We start from the raw sequence: 18,871 nt of genomic DNA, 5'->3' as shown, positions 1-18,871 counted from the left end.
AATGTTAAAACACCTTGGTTAGACAACCGCTTGAAATCTGATCACCTTTAATTCAAATGTAAATTACCACCTTCTGAAGAAGGTGGCTTTGTATGAGCTCCCTGGAAGGAAGCCTTGCTTCACCGGTTGAAACTATAAACTAGAGTTGTAATGACATCTAAAGCCGTTGAAAACAAGGATGTTTTCGTCTAGCCCACAGGGATGTGCTTGCTGCGTGCTTTAAATGTCATTGCGACGTAAGCCAACAATCAAAGCTGCCAGTTCTGGAAAACACTAGAATTTACAGGCAAAGCCTAAACAAATGATAACCACCTACTGAAGTAGGTGGTTTAGGGCTGAAAACAAAAAAGCTGCCCTTAGGCAGCTTTCAATACATATTTATCGCTTATTATCGGTTGAGCGATTTACTCAGCGGCATCATCAACAAAATGATGCTCAGACATCATGTGTCCAAGCTGAGTTGATTTGGTTTTTAAATACTGCTCGTTGTAGCGATTCTTACCGACTTGCAATGGCACGCGCTCTTCAACTTTAATTCCCGCCTGCTGCATTGCCGCAACTTTACGCGGGTTGTTAGTCATTAATCGCACCTGATTTACGCCAATTTTTTCAAGCATTGGTACAATCATATCGTACTTACGCATATCCGCTTCAAAGCCTAAACGCTCATTTGCCTCTACCGTATTCGCCCCGCCATCTTGCAATTCATAAGCACGAATTTTATTCAGCAAGCCAATACCACGGCCTTCTTGGCGAAGATACAAAATAAAACCTTGGCCTTGCTCTGCAATAGTTTGCATAGCGGTTTGCAACTGAAAACCACAATCACAACGTAAACTAAACAACGCATCGCCCGTTAAACACTCGGAGTGAATACGCCCCAAAATGGCTTGGTCAGGCGCAAATTGTCCTAGTGTTAAGGCCACATGCTCCTTGCCAGACTCAGTATCTTCAAAGCCATGCATTTCAAACACGCCCCAAGGCGTTGGAAGTTTAGATGTGGCGATATAATTTATCGACATTGAATAACCTTTACGACAACACTCATTCCGTGAGTCATTTCGTCCTGAATACAAATAAAGAAATTAGAACTTAGCTTTCGCGAACCCTGTAACTTGTGTTATGCCCATCTCGCGGCCTAAAGCCGTCATTGGGTGGACTACAACTAAACCTTTAACAGACTTCTTTAACTTGCCCATATCAGCCTGTTCAGCTTTAGTGAGTGCGCGATTGAAAGGTAGGTTTTTGATTTCACCGCCTTGCTTATTTAACTGGCGACTCTGTTGACCTTTTAAGCTGGCAATCTTCTTAGTAACAGCAGCAATTTCACGTTTAAACTGCATCACAATCGCTTGATCGCCACGTTGTTCAGCAGCTGCTAACTTACGGCGAAACTTATCAAGCTTGTCATTTAATGCATGCAGCTCTTGTTTTAAATTCATGGTGTAACCTTTTCACTCATGTGCAGCAAGCGTGATTTTTGAAACAAGTCTCTAACGAGGCTGCACTAATTTGGAGGCAGATTATATACCCAAATTATAGTGATGTGCGAGTTTGACCGCGAACTTATCCTCAGTGATTGACTCACTTCACAGATGTTGCCATGTGTAAGCTAAGCTTTGAGCATGGCAAAATAGATAAATTTGCATTTACAGCAAGGATTACTGAGCGGCTCGACGTAAAGTTAATATCAAGCTGGTTTGAATACCATCATGGCTTTTTAGTTGAACGTCACCTTTTTGTGCCTCTACACACAGCTTAGCTGAGTAAGCTCCGATACCTAAGCCATCAGGCTTACCTGCAGTAACAAACTTATTGAAGAACTGCCCCTGAATATTAATTGGCACCTCACCTTGATTAGTAACGACTAGGCGAATCTCCGATTCCAGCTGTTTTGAAGTCACTTGAATTGGGCTACTTGGTGGTGCAGCCTCAATCGCATTATTAAGCAGATTCGAGAGCATAATAAAACTAAGCAACTCATCACCTAGGTACATGTGGTCTTCACTCAGGTTTAACTCTAACTTAATACGTTTTTGCTGCAGTTTTTGTTTAATGCCGCCGATCACCCGATGCACAACATGCTTAACGCTGACCGGAATAAGCGGCTTATTAAACCTTCCTTGTTCAACCTCTTGTAGCAACCCATATTTATCTAACATTTCCACCATAATCTGAGCGCTATCAGACACGACGCCAATGTTTTCAACATCATCAAGCTCTTTGACTTTAATGGTTGGTAGCACCGACAAAATAGCCATCAGCGGGTTACGGATATCATGATGAAAAGTTTGTTGCAGCTCGTCACGGGAGCGGGCGCTATTAACTAAAGTGTCTATTTGACTGACGAGTTTCTCACGTTGGATAACACTTTGAATATGGGTCGCGACTCTGGCTTTAACAACTTCGGGGAAAATCGGCTTAGTAATATAGTCAACCGCACCTAAACTTAGCCCTTTTACTACGTCATCATTTTGCGACAATGCCGTGACAAATATAATGGGGATAAACTCCGTCTCTGGATTATCTTTTAATGCCTTGCACACAGCCAAACCATCCATTTCTGGCATCATAATATCCAGCAAAATCAAATCTGGCTTTTCAGGTTTAGCACATACTTCTATCGCCCGCGAACCGCTGCGGCACACAATTGTTTTATAATCGTCTTTTAGCAAACCACCGAGCACTTGCAGGTTACTGGGCTCATCGTCAACAATTAACACAGTGCGCTTGGTTGGTTTTTGCTCCGCTTGTTGCTTCTCAGCCGCTAGCTGCGCAACTGCTGAGGTCGGTATTGGCGAAACAAAGGCTTTATGTACCCGCTCACTTAACGAGGCCATAGAAAAAGGTTTGATAAGGTACTCAGATACGCCAGCTTCAATCGCTTCAACAACATCACTTTGCACCAGGTTACCGGTTAGCATAATAAACGGCACATTCTTGTATGCCTCATGACTGCGCACTTTTCGCAGCAGCTCCAAGCCATCCATTTTCGGCATCTTCCAGTCAGAAACGATAATGTCGACAATATTATGTTCCAATCGCATTAAAGCATCTTTACCATTTTTTGCCTTAATAATGGTTTTAAACCCCAAGGTTTCAAAGGCTTTATAAAGGGTTCGGGTAACTGCATCAAAATCATCAACAATCAGTACTGACAACTCTTTGTAGGGTGACTCTTTACGAACCAATTTGTACGTTTGCTGCATATGCCGGCCTTACTATGCTTATTGTTATTTGCTGCTACCTTTCAGATAGCTTTTTACGCTAGGGACTGCGACGCTATTGCTAAAAGCAGTGGTTTCTCATAATACTCGTGCTACTGCACTTCATCGCCATCGGAATATTGCTTGGCGATCTGCTGGAATTTGTCGGTGATTTTTTCAAAACAATCAACCATTAACGGGTCAAAGTGGCTTCCCTTACCTTCCAAAATAATACTGACTGCTTTCTCGTGGCTAAATGCTGGCTTGTAAACCCTGGCGCTAATAAGCGCATCATACACATCAGCAACAGCCATAATCCGAGCTGATACCGGGATATCTTCCCCTGCAAGCCCTTCTGGGTAGCCTGAGCCATCCCATTTCTCTTGGTGTGAATAGGCGATTTCTTTAGCAAACAGTAAGAAGTTATCCGCAATTCCCAATGAGCCTTCTGCAGCTTCAATTGCATCGCGGCCATAGGTAGTGTGCTTCTTCATTTCTTCAAACTCTTCATCTGTGAGTTTGCCAGGCTTTAATAAAATGCTATCTTCCACCCCGACTTTGCCAATGTCATGAAGCGGCGCAGACTTAAACAAAGCGGTAATTACATCTGGTTGCAGGTAATCTTTGTGCTCGTCAGTTTTAGCCAGCTCAATCGCTAAGGCTTTTACATAATGTTGAGTACGGCGAATATGATTGCCAGTTTCTGGGTCTCTCGATTCAGCCAACGCGCCCATCGCCACCATAGCCACATCTTGCAAATCCACTAGTTGTTGCGTTCGCTCTTGTACACGCTCCTCTAACACTTCATTTTGCCTTGCAAGCATGTCGCGAGAAGCTTTGAGCAATAAGTGATTTTTGACGCGCTCTTTTAAAATCGGCGGACTAATTGGCTTGGTAATATAGTCGACAGCACCAAGCGCTAAACCTTTAGTTTCATCTTCTTCCTGGGATTTAGCGGTTAAAAATATCACCGGAATGTCTTTGGTTTCATCGTTGGCTTTAAGCTGGCGACAAACCTCATAACCATCCATGTCAGGCATCATGACATCAAGTAAAATCAAATCCGGTTTGTGTTTCGCAATAATTTTTAACGCGACAGGGCCATTGAGTGCTGCCTGGACTAAATAGTCGTCAGCCAACACCCCTTTCACCACTTCAATGTTAGTCACAGTATCGTCAACGGTTAGTACTGTGGCTTTCTTATTGTCCATCATCTTGTATCCTACTGTACTCACAGCCTTTAGGTGCTATGTCATATTTATCTGTCAGTGACTCGCTAGTATTCCTTATCACGCAAGCCATCAACCTATTGTTATATATAATGTTATAACTATTATTATTGTTTTCTGATATCTATTGCTGAGGCATCATTTACACGAAGCTCGCTACAATAACTGCTTCAACTCTTGTAGCTTCACGCTAGCGTTATCAAAGTCATATTCAGTTAGAATATCTCTAAGCTCAGTCAGCTTAATTTTTTGCGCTGGCAACATGGGCTGCTCAACCAACTCATCAAGTTTATCCACCAGCATTGAGTCATACATCTCAATACCTGACTCGATGATTTCAATATGCTGCGACAAATCAATATAGTCAGGTAAAGCTTGCTCAGACGGTTGCCCCAGAGTATCGGCATCCATGCTAGGGCTTGCAGTTTGCAGTGTACCGACAGACAAGTCCTCTTGCCTTGCCTCAACTGCTAGCACCAATTGGTCTAACAAAGGCTTAGCTTCATCAAAGTCGAACATACTCAGCGCTTGATAAATTTCATCAACTTGCTTGGCAAAGTCATCAGTATCAACACTTAGAACTAACTCTTCAAAAGTGTCTGCTGCGGTACTGTCATAATCTTCAATTTGTTTAAACAACGTTTGTTTCAGCTGAGTAAACTTAACCATATCAACTACAGTATTGGCGCTCGGCGATGCGCTTGCATTAAGCGCCTTCTCAATGGCATCAACCATCTGCTCAACGAGTGGCGCAAGCTCATCGAGCATTGCAGATGTAGCGAGGCGAATATCTTCTATCGGCTCATCTTTTATCTGAGTAAGCTTGTGCTCTAATACTTCACTTGGCTCAATAATAAAATCAGCGCCAATATTGGCCGCAATACCTTTTAAAGTATGCACTGCAATAATTGCCGTCTGCACATCTTCATCTTTTAGTGCTTGCTCAGTGCGTGCAATCACATCGGATTCTGATGCAGCAACCCGCGCAAGGGTTTTCTTGTACGCTTTAACGTTACCGGCCATGCGCATTAGCGCGGTCTGCGTATCAAAGTTTTCAACCTCTATACTGTCGTCTTTGGCCTCTTGGTTAACCTTTTCGTCAATCTCTAACGTCTTACCAGTAGGCGCGATATAGCGAGCGAGCGTACGATAAACCTCTTGCGGGTTAATTGGTTTGGCAAGGTGGTCATTCATCCCCGCCTCTAAACAACGCTCTTTATCACCTGACATAGCATTGGCGGTCATAGCAATAATCGGTAGGTCATCAAACTTACCAAGTTTGCGGATCTCACGCGTTGCCTGGAAGCCGTCCATCACTGGCATTTGAATATCCATAAGCACTAGGTCAAACTGCTGCGACTGCACAATTTCGACAGCTTCCTGGCCATTATTGGCTAGTGTCACTTCCAAGCCTGCTAAATTTAGTAACTCTGTGGCTATCTCTTGGTTAATTTCATAATCTTCTACCAGTAGAATTTGCGCACCTACAATGTCTTTAGCAGCGGATACATCTAATTTATTACTCTTACTTGTCTCAGCAACAACGCTTTGCTTGCCCATCAATCGCATGACAGTGTCATACAAGGTCGAAGTACTAATAGGCTTCACCATAGAGGCGTCAAGCTTGATACTCTCAGCCAATTTGAGCATTTCGTCGCGATCATAGGCGGTGACAATCACGTAATGTGGTTTAATCGCTAGCTGCTGGCTTTGGGTTATCTGCGCCCCAAGCTCAATACCATCCATGGTTGGCATTTTCCAATCAGCTAACACCAACTGATAAGGGCTGCCCTGTTGCTCAGCTAGGATCAGCTTTTCAAGCCCCTCTTCACCTGATGGTGCCACATCTGAAATAAATCCCAGGCTGTCACATTGAGTATGCAAAATTTCCCTAGCTGCCATGCTGTCATCAACAATCAACACTTTTAACTGCTCAAGGTTGGTGCTTAGCGACGCCGATTTACTGCTTTGCTTTGAGATACCAAACTTAGCAGTAAAGAAGAAAGTCGACCCCGCACCTTCAGCACTTTCAACCCAAATCTCGCCGCCCATCATTTCCGACAAGGTTTTACTAATAGTTAAGCCAAGCCCTGTACCACCATACTTGCGCGTAGTTGATGCATCAGCCTGGCTAAAGGACTTAAACAAACGTGCCATTTGCTCGTCGCTCATGCCGATACCTGTGTCAGACACGCCAAATTTAACTAAGACGGCATCGCTATCGCGAGAGACTTCTTGGGCTTTGACAATAATCTCACCGTGATCAGTGAACTTCACAGCATTGTTAGTCAAGTTAAGTAAAATTTGCCCTAAACGCAGCGGATCGCCCACCAAGTCAATCGGTAAATGTGGGTCGATATCGATCAGTAGCTCCAAACCTTTTTGCTGTGTTTTTTGGCTGATCACCTGAACCAAATTATCGACTGCATCATTGAGGTTAAAGTCGATACTCTCAAGATCTAACTTGCCCGCTTCAATCTTAGAGAAATCCAGAATATCGTTAATAATGCCCAATAAGGATTCGGCGGAAGTTTGAATTTTATTGATGTAATCTGACTGCTTACGATTAAGGTCGGTCTGCAGTGCCAAATAACTCATACCAATAATCGCGTTCATAGGCGTGCGAATTTCATGGCTCATATTGGCAAGGAAGTCTGATTTAGCCTGCGTCGCCTCTTCCGCTTTTTGCTTAGCTAGCATTAACTCGCGCTCAGCCTCTTTACGCTCAGTGGCATCGCGCACAATTGCAGTAAATAGCGACTCACCGTTTAACGCGGCTTCACCCACGGCTACTTCGATATCAATTTCACGGCCATCTTTACACAGGCCTTTAAGCTCTAAAATCGAATGGGCGCTACCGCCACTGGCTTTGTGCAATACATACTCTTTGTGAAAGCCTTTATCCATCAAGGTGCTGACCGATTGCGCTAAGACCTCGTCCGGTTGATAACCAAAAATATCGACAGCGGCTGGGCTAAAGTCTTGAATGATGCCAGAACCATCGACAACAATTATGCCGTCTGATGCGTTATCAATAATGTTTTGTGTACGCTCTGAGTTCATTTGCAACTCAACTGTGCGCTCTTTGACTTGCTCTTCCAGCTCGGCTTGCGTTCTAGCTAACGCTCTGGTAGCACGGGTTCCAATACGTAAAGTGAACAAGCTGGTACCCATCATCAAAAACAGCGATAAACCAAGCATCGACCACACAGTCACTTTAAAGGTACGTAGCAAAGCAAAGGCTTCAGCAACATCCATTTCAGCGGCAATACCAAGGCCAAGATTTTGATCCCAAACCCAACTACCTACCACAGGTATACCGCGATAATCGTTATAACCTTGAAGATTCGAACCTGAACGGCGATCAGCAATGCTCTTTGCCATTAAAGTCAATGGCCAATTGCGGTCAGGTTTTAATGGCGTATCAAGAAGATTTACCCCAGGGTCAGCGATTCGAACGTTGAGTGATGCTCGCTGATCTTCCGCGACTAAGCCGATATCTTTAAGTTGATGCTCAAAGCGCACTTTAGACAGCAAAATACCTGAGCGGTCGACAGCATAAGTTTCACCACTACGACCAATAAACCCTGCAGACAACACAGTTGAGAATACACCTTCAAAATTGACTCGTTTAGTCAGCACGGCTATCACGTTATTTCTGCTATCAAACACTGGCACCGCAAAAAACATGGTCGGAGGCATACTGGTATCAAGTGAATTAATATCTTCACTGGTTTGTAGCGGAACATCTGAGCGAATAGGCGGAATAAACACACTGTTGCCAGCCAGCACTGATGCCATTAGGTCAGGACGTTGTTGCTGGATAAGGTTAATTTCGCCTACATTTGAATCACGGCTTGATGCCAAACTTAGCTTATCTGGCGAAATAATAAAGAAACCGAACGAGCTCGAAATGCCTTTACGGCTGTCGATGTAATCACGAATTTTACGTTGTACAGGGGCGCGCTTAAGCTCATCAGGATATGGTGGCAGGCGTAATAACTCCTCCACCATTTCTATCAGTTCAGGGTTCTTAGCCAACTGCTCCAAGCTACTGACCTCTAAATCGACCCACCCTGCCATGCGCTTGTAGGTCGAATTAAGTAAGGTATCTAAGCTGTATTGAAGTGACTTATTACTCTCTTTTTCAGCGTGGTTGGTCACAATAAGCGCAGTCAACACAATAAACACACACAGTAGTGCCTGAACAACAACCAGAGTACGCTTAAAACTATCACTACCAAATTTGTCTGCTAGTTCCTTGTCTGATGCTTTAAAAATACGTGAGGTGATGAATACAATCATTGCTAGCAGTACTACAACAACTGCAACCACAATCCACAGCTTGTCGAACACATCGCTGTTTACAGTTGTGGTAGTTGGCACAGTGTCTGTAGATTTATACCAATCGTTACGAGTTAGAATAAGTTCTCTTAGCTGCAGTGAATCTAATCCCTTTTGAAGAATATCGTGAAGTAACGGATGTTGATTATGGGACAGTAGATGCAAGGTTGATGGCGAAACAACATCTTCGTTGATGTAACGCAATTGATTAATACCAAGCTCAGCGATGCGATCAAGAATAACGGTTTCAGCATCAAGCACAGCATCAACCTCGCCCGACAACACCATCTCTATCGCCTCATCAATCCCCTTTGTCTCAATAACTCGAATGTTTGGGTATAAGGCTTTGATTTTATTAACCGTGGTATAGCCCTCTGATATAGCGATTTTACTGTTGGCTAAATCAGAACTAGTTTGTATATGGCTATTTGAACCAAGCACAAAAAATAATTCACGCACTAAAAAGTAAGGGGTGGTGTAACTACCGTACTGCTTGCGATCTTCACTTAAATAGGAATGGGGAATTAGGTCAATTTCACCTTTAAAGAACATGTCTAACAGATCTTGCCATTGCCCCGGTACTAACTCAATTTTCAGCCCTGTTTTTTCGGTGATTTGCTTAACAATCACACCAGCTAAACCAGCAATTTCACCTTTGTCATTGAGGTAAAGCATAGGCGGCCACTCTTCAACCCCCATGCGAATGGTCGTATCAGCTATCCACTGTTTTTCTTGCTCTGTCAGATTTATACCATCAGGATCGCCCAGTGCCTGCGAGCGCTTTTCAATTCGATTTGCCAAAGTGAGCAACGACGCCATGTAATGGTTCTTACTGTCGTGGTAAGCATCACTATTAATAATCGCCATTGCTGCTTTGCGATCGCCACTTTTGACCTTGGCAATGGCTTGCTCTTCTTGCTGTACCAGATCGCTATTAATTTTGTTCAGCGCCGCGACTAATTCATGGTCGCTAGGATCTTGATTAGCCAGCAATTTACCAATAAGGGCGTTGAGCTTGGGTTCGTACTCGTTATATCGCAGTAACCATTTCTCATCGCCTGAAAAACCATAACTGAGCACCGATGAGGTTAGCACTTCATCAAGGTACTTAAGTTCGACCACGATATGCTTAACTTCAGTCTCGGTAAGGTGGTGACTTGTCGGCTCGTAATCAGCGAGTGTTTGATTTTGAAAGCAAATGCAAAACAGTACTAACAGCAAACTAACTATGCAGGAGTAGATTGGTTGTTTTTTTGTCGCCCATTGCGTCAATAACATTAGTGTCACCTTTTGGCTCAATATCGGCTACAAAAGTACCTTAACACTAGGGTTCCGAGCAAGAATTTTCGGCTTCATAATTAAGGTGTTGTACCGTATCTAAGCCGATTATGATGAGACGATTAAATGAAATTTGGTTACCTATAAAGATGTATGAAATTAACATCATTATGCGAACAGTTCGCCAAAGCCTGTGGACGTTACGCTATAGGTTGACAAGATAAAACATAAGAAACAAAAAACCAGCGGCGATGCGCTGGTTTTAGGACAATATAACTTGTTACACAATTTAGCGTTTACTAAAGGGGGAATTAGACAGTCAGGGTTAAATTTCAACACCCTCGGTCAAGCAGTGAATGCGTTGATTGCTACTGCCACGCCATTTTAGCGATGGGTCGTACAATGCTTGCTCGAACTTACCATCAACTAATACATCTACCTTATCCACAATAGCTTGCTGCTCGGCGCTTAACTCATTAACTAAATACCCGGTCCATAACCAAATGTCTTTACCTGCACACTCAGCTTTAACCCGCTTAACCAGCTTAAGTACAGCATCGACGTTAGCTGGATGCAGTGGATCGCCTCCCGATAGCGACAAACCTTTGCGTGCAATGCGCGTATCTTGCAAATCAGCAATGATTCTATCTTCTAACGCTTGGGTATACTCATGACCAGAGTCCACGCGCCAGGTCGACTGGTTATAACAACCTTTGCAAGCGTGTTCGCAGCCGCTAACGAACAAGGTGCAACGTGTGCCCTTGCCGTTAACAACATCAACGCTATGGTAAACGTGATAATGCATTAGATATGCTTCACTCGGCGTTTCACTTCTTCTTGCTTGCCGTAGTTAAATGGCCGTGCATCTGGGCTACCTAAGTATCCGCATACGCGGCGGGTAACTGACACACGGCTTGGCTCATGGTTACCACATTTAGGGCAGACAAAACCTTTACTAGTACAGTTGAACTCGCCCACAAAGCCACAGTCATAACACTCATCAATTGGGGTGTTCGTGCCGTAGTAAGGCACGCGTGAGTAACTGTAGTCCCACACCTGTTCAAGCGCTTCAATGTTGTGCTGCATGTTCGGGTATTCGCCGTAGCAAATAAAGCCACCATTAGCTAACTCTGGGTATGGTTGCTCAAAGTCAATTTTATCGAATGGGTTAACTTTCTTTTCAACATCTAGGTGGAAGCTGTTGGTGTAGTAACCTTTGTCAGTTACACCTTCAACTACGCCAAACTCTTTAGCATCGATTGAGCAGAAACGGCTGCATAGGTTCTCACTTGGGGTGCTGTATAAGCTAAAGCCGTAACCGGTTTCTTCTTTCCAAGCTAGAATCGCTTTTTTCATGTGTTTGATGATATCTAAGGCTTTTTCACGCAGCGCTTCATCATCAAATACATGCTTGTCATTACCATAAAGTGCATTAATGGTTTCATGTATACCAATGTAACCTAGCGAAATTGACGCACGGCCATTTTTGAAGATTTCTGAGATATCATCGTCGGCATTTAAGCGCACGCCGCAAGCGCCTTCCATATACAAGATTGGTGCGACACGCGCTTTAACACCAACAAGGCGAGCAATACGGGTATCTAATGCTTTGCGTGAAATAGCTAAACGCTCATCAAGCAGCTCATAGAACTTAGCTTCATCGCCATTGGCTTCGATTGCAATGCGCGGCAGGTTAAGGCTAACAACACCTAGGTTATTACGACCTTCATGCACTAGCTCACCATCTTGCTCAAATGCAGATAGGAATGAACGGCAACCCATAGGCGTTTTGAATGAGCCAGTGACACGTTCAACTTGCTCATAGTTAAGAATATCTGGATACATGCGCATGCTTGCACATTTTAGCGCCATTTGCTTAATGTCGTAGTTTTCATCAGCCGCTTTATGGTTCACACCATCACGAATGGCAAATACTAGCTTAGGGAATACTGCGGTTTTATGGTTTTTACCTAAACCAGCCATACGTACAGTCATAATAGACTTTTGAATTAAGCGCGCTTCCCAGCTAGTACCTAAGCCAAAACCAAAGGTAACAAACGGCGTTTGACCGTTCGCGGTATGCAAAGTATTGACTTCATATTCAAGCGATTGGAATGCGTCGTGACATTCTTTTTCGGTTTGCGCCATGGCATAAGCTTCAACATCAGCAATATTCCACTGCTCACCTGTTGCAAGGTGCTTTTGGTAGCTAATTTGCACAAACTTGGCTAACACTTCATCAATGCGGTTAATGGTGGTGCCGCCATAGATGTGGCTGGCTACTTGGGCAATGATCTGCGCAGTAACCGCTGTCGCAGTAGAAATTGACTTAGGCGTATCAATCTCAGCGTTACCCATTTTAAAACCGTTAGTCAGCATGCCTTCAAGATCGATAAGCATACAGTTAAACATTGGGAAAAATGGTGCGTAGTCTAAATCGTGGTAGTGAATATCGCCACGCTCGTGGGCAGCAACCACATCTTTAGGTAGTAAATGGGTTTTAGCGTAATGCTTAGCCACAATACCAGCTAATAAATCACGCTGCGTTGGGATCACTTTAGCGTCTTTATTAGCATTTTCGTTTAGTAGGCTGCTATCGCTTTGCTCAACCAAACCACGAATTTCACGGTTTAGCTTACTCTTAGCTTCACGGCGCACATCTCGATCATGACGGTACTCAATATAGTGACGCGCCACTTCTTTGTATGGACCAGACATTAGCGCATTTTCAACTGCGCTTTGTAGTTCGTGTATGTCGACTTCGTGATCGGCAGCAAATTGTTGCTCGACCACACTCGCCAGCGTTTGAGCGTAATCGTTATCAGATTGACCTGCTGACTCCATTGCTGCGATTACGGCGTCACGAATACGTTCACCGTTAAAAGCAGTACGACAACCATCCCTTTTAATGACAACAAGCATAGATTAATTACTCCTCAACTGCGCTGTTAAACAACACTATATATATGTTTATTTTTTATCACGAACACAAGATGTGGTGTATTAAGCGATAATATGCAAAATTACGCTATGATCTGGATCATATTTTTAAGGGTAAAATTACGATTAAATTTATTTGTGCTGACCCACGCAATGAACCCAGATTTGCCACTTGACCAAGGCAGAATTGAACGCTAAGGGAGGTCTAATTTGAACAGATTTTGCTCATACCAAGAGGTGATTTGTTGCCAGAAGTATAAGTTCACGCATATTGGCCAACAAACGTAGAAACGAAAATCGCCCGTCAGATGACAGGCGATTAACATTGTTAGATCATGCTAAAAAATAGTCAGATACATAACCAAACAACTAGCAATACAAACATAAAACCTGCGCTAAACACCCAACTTTGCTCGAAGGATGTGCTCAACATCTTTAACCGCTTGGTAGCCTGCATCAATGGCTTCTTGAGCTCGGTGAAACTCCATGGTGCCAATACCCGCCACATTAGGAATAATACAAATCTCGGGTGGGTCGCCCATTAACCGCGCTCGTTTGTGGCGCTCTTCTAAAATCTCCATGGATTGAGTCATAACCGCAAGCATGCCAGGGTTTGATTTACGCCCTTGTTTTGCTTGCCCACCAGCTATATCAGCCGCATTCAAACTAAACTTCTCAGACAAGTTACTTACGTATTCTTTGCCACGCCCCAACAAATCCACAAAACTCCAATCGTGCTCTGCCTCTTGTGCTTGGGTTTGCTCATTATCTTGCACATTTTCATGTTCAAAATCATCGGGCTTAACGGAGCTTGCTTCACTGGCCATTTGTTGTGGCAAATTATGAACTGTTTCAGCATGATGTCCGTGTAAATCAACTGCAATCACAAAATCCACATCCATCGCACGGCTAAGCGATACAGGTACTGGGTTCACTACCGCGCCGTCAACTAGCCAACGATTGCCCTGCTTTACTGGCGGCAAAAAACCGGGCATTGAACAAGAGGCTTTAACAGCGTTACGTAAATCGCCCTCTCTAAACCAAATTTCTTGACCGCTGTAGAGGTCGGTGGCAACTGCAGCAAAAGGCTTATCAAGATCTTCAATCTTTTTATCACCGACTCGGCTACCTAGCACATCAAACACTTTCTCACCGCTGATAATGCCGCCCTTGCGCCAGCTTAAATCCATTAAGCCAACAATATCCCAGCTAGAAAAACCGGTCACCCAGCCTTGCAGCTCCTCTAATAAACCTGCTGAATAGGCTGCGCCAACTAAGGCACCGGCAGAGCATCCAGCGACTTTGTCAGGGTAAATACCCAACTCAGCCAACGCCTTAAATACACCAATATGCGCCCAACCTTTGGCTGCACCGCTGCCTAATGCGATACCTATTCTCATTGAAGAGCCAATTTGCTCACCTTGCGCCATTCACACTTCCTCACTTTACGACTATCTGATCTAGCTTACCAAAGCAGAATTTATCCGATTCAAACAATCTATCACCCAAGCACAGATATTATGCGCTTTTACAGCGTTATTGTTGCTGCATTTTCTGATACCACACATTTTTTATGAGCGCTCCATCAACAATTTACATGACATTTAACCCACAAAAATAACAGCTTCACCTAATTGTCATCTCACGCACCATTTCTGCGCCTATTTCATAGCTATAGTAATTGGATGCAGTTATAATACTTGGCTCGCATTTTTTAGGGGAACAACCTTTGCAATTTTCTGATTTTTCTTTAGACAAACGCCTACTCGAAACCGTCGAACACATGGGCTTTACCAGTCCAACACCAATTCAGGAGCAAGCGCTTCCTGTGGCATTAGCCGGTAAAGACCTAATGGCGTCGTCAAAAACAGGATCTGGCAAAACCCTGGCTTTCTTGCTGCCAGCTATGCAGCGCATTATTTCTAAAAAAGCCCTGACCAAACGCGATCCTCGAGCGCTTATCTTGTTGCCTACCCGCGAGTTAGCGCAGCAGGTATATAACCAGTTACGTTTGCTGGTTGCCAATACCCAATATAAAGCGGTTAGTATTTTAGGTGGCGAGAACTTTAACGACCAAGCTAAAGCATTGGCGCGCGATCCTCACTTTATTGTGGCAACGCCAGGTCGTATTGCTGATCACCTATCGCAAAAGCACCTTTACTTAAACGGTTTAGAGCTACTTATTCTTGATGAAGCCGACCGCATGCTTGATTTAGGCTTTGCTGACCAATTAAAACAAATCAATGAAGCCGCTGACCACAAACGTAGACAAACATTAATGTTTTCAGCGACTTTAGATCATGACAACATTGATGATATTGCCCAAACGCTACTTAACTCGCCTGCCCATGTTGCCATTGGCGAGTCACATACAGAGCATAAAGATATTCATCAGCGTATTGTGCTGGCAGATAACTTGACTCACAAAGAGTCGCTGCTAAAGCATGTGTTAACGACTGAAGAGCACAAACAAATCATTGTGTTTACCGCAACACGTGCTGACACCGACCGCCTAGCTGGTGTGTTAACCGAACAAGGGTTTAATACCGCGTCACTAAGCGGTGAGCTTAAGCAAGCTGCGCGTAATCAAATCATGGATCAGTTCAGCCGCGGCGCTGCGCAAATTCTTGTAACCACAGACGTAGCCTCTCGCGGATTAGACCTTGTTAATGTGTCACTGGTTATCAACTTTGATATGCCAAAGTTTGCTGAAGAATATGTACACCGCATTGGTCGTACAGGACGTGCTGGCGCTAAAGGTGATGCGGTATCTTTCGTTGGCCCTAAAGATTGGGACAACTTTAAAAAGGTTGAGCAATTCTTGCGTAAACCGTTCGCCATCACTGAGTTTGAAGGCTTAAAAGGCAAATTCAACGGCATCAAGCCTAAGCCGAAAAAAGCTGCTAAAAAGCCAACAGGTAAAAAAGTGGCGGCTAAGTCAGGCATTAAGGCTAAAACCAACAAACCTAAAACAGCACCAAAGCGTGACAAACGCTTTATGACTGCTGTTGATATTGGTGATGCGCCAATGCGCCGTAAAGCCAAACCAAGCAAGATTATTGAACAAGACGATTCTGCGGAATAACGCAGAATCACGTAATACAGAATTTAGATGCACTGAGGTGCACTTCAGTTAGATAAATAAGGGTAAACATGAAAATTTGTGGTGTAGAACTTAAAGGTGGCGAGGCGATTATTAGCCTACTAAGTTATGAAGGCGAAACGTTTAACGTCCCTGCTTGCCGCCAAATCTCATTCACTTTGTCGGCAGCGTCAAACACTGCCACTATTAATGAGTTTCACTTCGCATTTCACAAGCTGATGCAAGACTACCATGTGGATGAAATAGCAATTATTGAGCGCCCACAAAAAGGTAAGCAGGCAGGCAGTGCAACCAGCTTTAAAATGGAAGCCGCTATCGAAATTACCGACCTGCCTGTCACCATTTTGTCGCCAGTCGCGATCAAAGAGCAGTTAAAGCGTAACCCTCCACAAGTGGAGTTCGACTCGCTTGAGCTTAAGCGCGTACAAAAGAATGCCTTTGAAGTTGCTTACGTGCTGCACAACCACCACATCTTTGGTAAAGCGCAAGCAGCAGAATAAGCGTGAAAGTTTGCCGGTAAGCTGTGCTAGCCTATTAACTTAATTGAATAATCTTTAGTTGAGTAAAGAGCATGCTTACTGGCAAGCCTGACTGAAAATATCGTAACTAAAAATACCAGAGCTAAACATATTAGGGCTTAACACATCTGGGCTAAACGTCACTATCGTCTATGGCTAGTCACTCTTCAAATTCAAAGGATGCAAAATCAAACGCTAAAGCTCCAGAAGCTGCATCTAACGCCGCAAGCCGCAAACGTAAACTTGCCCCACCACCAGTGATGGCGCGCAAAGCGGATGCTAAACTACTCAAGCCTAAAGTTGACGTACTAAGCCTGCCTAACAGCAAAGACTTAAAACCCAATAGCGACCCACTGCGCTTTATTCGCCACTACCCCCAAGCCGTTATTTCACAGGCAAAAACCTTGCTTGATAATAATGAACTAGGCGAACACTTACTCAAGAAATACCCGCGTGTTCACAATATACGTACCGACAAGGCGCTGTACGATTACACGCTGGAAATTAAGCAGGCATTTTTAAAGCAAACCGATCCACTGTCAAAAGTGATCTTCGACGACAAAATTAGTCTCAGCCACCAAGCACTTGGGCTACATAGCTATGTTAATCGTCGCCAGGGCAACAAGGTTAAAGCTAAAAACGAAATTCGCATTTCATCGCGCCTTAAACGAATCCCAGAGCCACTACTAAAAATGGTGATAGTGCACGAGCTCGCCCACTTAAGAGAAAAAGACCACAACAAAGCCTTCTATCAGCTGTGCTGTAATATGCAAAACAATTACCACCAGCTCGAACTCGATATGCGCTTACTGCTTATCTGTGAGTCGATTGGGCAATCGCCTTACTAGTTAATGCTTTACTGGTTAGCGCTAGGTAAGCTGACGAAAGCTTCCCCCAGTGACTTCATCACAGTATTCTTGTCGTTAAGACTTTACTAATAGTGTGCAACATTTGCGTAATTATCGCTGTCATCCTCAACCTAAAGACATACTCGTTCTCGCTTATCTTGATTCTTACTTTCTCTGGTTTTAGTCGCAGTTGCCGCCGAGCACTAAGTCTGGTAAGTTATTGGAATTATTAGTTAAAGTTTGCGTATTCAACTAGGATTTCAGCTAAACTTCAATGGGTTAACCTGATTTACCACCAGTACGCTTATGGAGCAAGGATGCGGCATCTATTCTATTTTCCTCTATTGTTCTTAATCGCTTGTTCAAGCTTGGAAGGCGTTACACAAAACGAATCTAAAATTAATTTACTTGACCAAGATTTGATTCAATTTATTGGAGAAACGTCGAAGAAAAATGCCGAGGATTTAGAAAAGATACTAGCTCAAAGCTCACACCAAGTTAGTACGCTAGTTATAGAAAGTCCTGGGGGAGATATAGTTGGTGGGATGCAAATTGGTCGCTTGGTACACAAGTACAGATTAAAAGTAGTAGTTGAGAATATCTGCGCTTCTTCTTGTGCAAATTATGTAATAACAGCCAGCCATGATGTCAAAGTAAAAAAAGAGGCACTGGTAGGTTGGCATGGTGGAGCTACGCAACCCTTATACATGCCTATGGAAGTTGAGTCATCTTTACTTGAGGCTAGCGAAGACGAAGAAAAAAACTTCCATGAACAGATGAGAATATTGATCAATGAGGAGATAGATTTTTTCCAATTGATAGGTGTTAACCAAGCTATCACGATTCTTGGTATGTCCCCAAAACTAAAGGAAACTCGACACGCTCCTTTATTCTCATACGACACTTCAACGCTTCAAAGGCTAGGCCTAAATATTAAATTTGAAGAAGATCAAAATCACCGTTCCGAACGCAGAACCGAATTAGTTCAGGTTTTTGTACTTTCGAGAAGTCTATTAGCATCATTGTTAACACTCCATGAAAAGAAACTAGAGGATTGGGCTTCTAGCGAACTAAGCACTGAGGACGTCATAAATGAGTAAAGCTCTAATTATATCGAGTTTACTGGTGTTTGTTACAGCATGCGGAGCACAATACTCTAAGTCGATTATTGTCGAATTTGATTCCACGTCTATAAAAGTGAAAGGCAAAGAAACAGATGATTTACTTGCATCACTGAACTCGCTGGAACAGTGCGAAAACGTACATTTGATCGTGGATAAAAACTCAGATCATAAAAAGATTGTTGAAATTATGGCTACGATTAAACAATCTAAATGTGAAACAGTATCAATTCAAAGTATATAGTTCTCAGGCGTGCACACTGATCTGACTTTGGCAATAAAAA

The 18,871-nt window shown here is 43.5% G+C and carries 13 protein-coding genes; 5 read left to right on the top strand and 8 right to left on the bottom strand.

Annotated elements, in window-relative coordinates:
- Nucleotides 1-404: 404 nt before the first annotated feature.
- From ribA to rssA, 8 genes are all read right to left on the bottom strand, one after another.
- Nucleotides 405-1,022 (bottom strand): GTP cyclohydrolase II, encoded by a 618-nt coding sequence (gene ribA, locus G3R49_RS07450; protein ID WP_167869202.1) that lies wholly within the window; start codon nucleotides 1,020-1,022, stop codon nucleotides 405-407.
- A gap of 63 nt (nucleotides 1,023-1,085) precedes the next feature.
- Nucleotides 1,086-1,442, bottom strand: coding sequence for a YibL family ribosome-associated protein (locus G3R49_RS07445; protein WP_167869201.1), 357 nt, complete (start codon nucleotides 1,440-1,442; stop codon nucleotides 1,086-1,088).
- 219 nt (nucleotides 1,443-1,661) lie between these two features.
- Entirely contained in the window at nucleotides 1,662-3,209 is a 1,548-nt protein-coding gene (locus G3R49_RS07440; protein ID WP_167869200.1) for a response regulator, read from the bottom strand.
- Between the two features lie 110 nt (nucleotides 3,210-3,319).
- Nucleotides 3,320-4,417 carry a two-component system response regulator gene (locus tag G3R49_RS07435; RefSeq protein WP_207234111.1) on the bottom strand — a complete coding sequence of 366 codons (1,098 nt, stop codon included), beginning with the start codon at nucleotides 4,415-4,417 and terminating at the stop codon, nucleotides 3,320-3,322.
- Nucleotides 4,418-4,591: 174 nt separating this feature from the next.
- Entirely contained in the window at nucleotides 4,592-10,057 is a 5,466-nt protein-coding gene (locus G3R49_RS07430; protein WP_167869199.1) for a response regulator, read from the bottom strand.
- A gap of 325 nt (nucleotides 10,058-10,382) precedes the next feature.
- Nucleotides 10,383-10,862, bottom strand: coding sequence for an anaerobic ribonucleoside-triphosphate reductase-activating protein (gene nrdG, locus G3R49_RS07425; RefSeq protein ID WP_167869198.1), 480 nt, complete (start codon nucleotides 10,860-10,862; stop codon nucleotides 10,383-10,385).
- Nucleotides 10,862-12,979, bottom strand: a complete 2,118-nt coding sequence (nrdD, locus tag G3R49_RS07420) for an anaerobic ribonucleoside-triphosphate reductase (RefSeq protein WP_167869197.1) — start codon at nucleotides 12,977-12,979, stop codon at nucleotides 10,862-10,864. The genes nrdG and nrdD overlap by 1 nt, the downstream gene beginning before the upstream one ends.
- Nucleotides 12,980-13,392: 413 nt before the next feature.
- A complete protein-coding gene (gene rssA / locus G3R49_RS07415) occupies nucleotides 13,393-14,427 on the bottom strand; it encodes a patatin-like phospholipase RssA (protein ID WP_167869196.1) in 1,035 nt (344 codons plus the stop codon).
- 299 nt (nucleotides 14,428-14,726) lie between these two features.
- Here rssA and G3R49_RS07410 point away from each other — a divergent pair, with 299 nt between their 5' ends.
- The 5 genes from G3R49_RS07410 to G3R49_RS07390 all read left to right on the top strand — a co-directional run bounded on the left by G3R49_RS07410 (nucleotide 14,727) and on the right by G3R49_RS07390 (nucleotide 18,831).
- Nucleotides 14,727-16,082: a DEAD/DEAH box helicase gene (locus G3R49_RS07410; RefSeq protein ID WP_167869195.1), complete on the top strand. Its 1,356-nt coding sequence runs from the start codon at nucleotides 14,727-14,729 to the stop codon at nucleotides 16,080-16,082.
- Nucleotides 16,083-16,150: 68 nt separating this feature from the next.
- On the top strand, nucleotides 16,151-16,600 hold the full coding sequence (locus tag G3R49_RS07405) for a DUF3010 family protein (RefSeq protein WP_130597566.1): 450 nt from the start codon (nucleotides 16,151-16,153) through the stop codon (nucleotides 16,598-16,600).
- A gap of 278 nt (nucleotides 16,601-16,878) precedes the next feature.
- A complete protein-coding gene (locus G3R49_RS07400) occupies nucleotides 16,879-17,466 on the top strand; it encodes a M48 family metallopeptidase (RefSeq protein WP_167869410.1) in 588 nt (195 codons plus the stop codon).
- Between the two features lie 317 nt (nucleotides 17,467-17,783).
- Nucleotides 17,784-18,566 carry a hypothetical protein gene (locus G3R49_RS07395; protein ID WP_167869194.1) on the top strand — a complete coding sequence of 261 codons (783 nt, stop codon included), beginning with the start codon at nucleotides 17,784-17,786 and terminating at the stop codon, nucleotides 18,564-18,566.
- Nucleotides 18,559-18,831, top strand: coding sequence for a hypothetical protein (locus G3R49_RS07390; protein ID WP_167869193.1), 273 nt, complete (start codon nucleotides 18,559-18,561; stop codon nucleotides 18,829-18,831). Before G3R49_RS07395 ends, G3R49_RS07390 begins: the two co-directional genes overlap by 8 nt.
- The last annotated feature ends 40 nt before the right edge of the window (nucleotides 18,832-18,871 follow it).

This window comes from Shewanella sp. WXL01, assembly GCF_012263345.1.
GTDB classification, from domain to species: Bacteria; Pseudomonadota; Gammaproteobacteria; order Enterobacterales; family Shewanellaceae; genus Shewanella; species Shewanella maritima.
This window is presented reverse-complemented; position numbering and strand designations above follow the sequence as displayed.

Bases quoted from the DNA above. Each gene is read 5' to 3' on its own strand.
- ribA (WP_167869202.1), bottom strand. From the start codon at position 1,022: ATGTCGATAAATTATATCGCCACATCTAAACTTCCAACGCCTTGGGGC.
- G3R49_RS07445 (WP_167869201.1), bottom strand. From the start codon at position 1,442: ATGAATTTAAAACAAGAGCTGCATGCATTAAATGACAAGCTTGATAAG.
- G3R49_RS07440 (WP_167869200.1), bottom strand. From the start codon at position 3,209: ATGCAGCAAACGTACAAATTGGTTCGTAAAGAGTCACCCTACAAAGAG.
- G3R49_RS07435 (WP_207234111.1), bottom strand. From the start codon at position 4,417: ATGGACAATAAGAAAGCCACAGTACTAACCGTTGACGATACTGTGACT.
- G3R49_RS07430 (WP_167869199.1), bottom strand. From the start codon at position 10,057: ATGTTATTGACGCAATGGGCGACAAAAAAACAACCAATCTACTCCTGC.
- nrdG (WP_167869198.1), bottom strand. From the start codon at position 10,862: ATGCATTATCACGTTTACCATAGCGTTGATGTTGTTAACGGCAAGGGC.
- nrdD (WP_167869197.1), bottom strand. From the start codon at position 12,979: ATGCTTGTTGTCATTAAAAGGGATGGTTGTCGTACTGCTTTTAACGGT.
- rssA (WP_167869196.1), bottom strand. From the start codon at position 14,427: ATGGCGCAAGGTGAGCAAATTGGCTCTTCAATGAGAATAGGTATCGCA.
- G3R49_RS07405 (WP_130597566.1), top strand. From the start codon at position 16,151: ATGAAAATTTGTGGTGTAGAACTTAAAGGTGGCGAGGCGATTATTAGC.
- G3R49_RS07400 (WP_167869410.1), top strand. From the start codon at position 16,879: ATGGCGCGCAAAGCGGATGCTAAACTACTCAAGCCTAAAGTTGACGTA.
- G3R49_RS07395 (WP_167869194.1), top strand. From the start codon at position 17,784: ATGCGGCATCTATTCTATTTTCCTCTATTGTTCTTAATCGCTTGTTCA.
- G3R49_RS07390 (WP_167869193.1), top strand. From the start codon at position 18,559: ATGAGTAAAGCTCTAATTATATCGAGTTTACTGGTGTTTGTTACAGCA.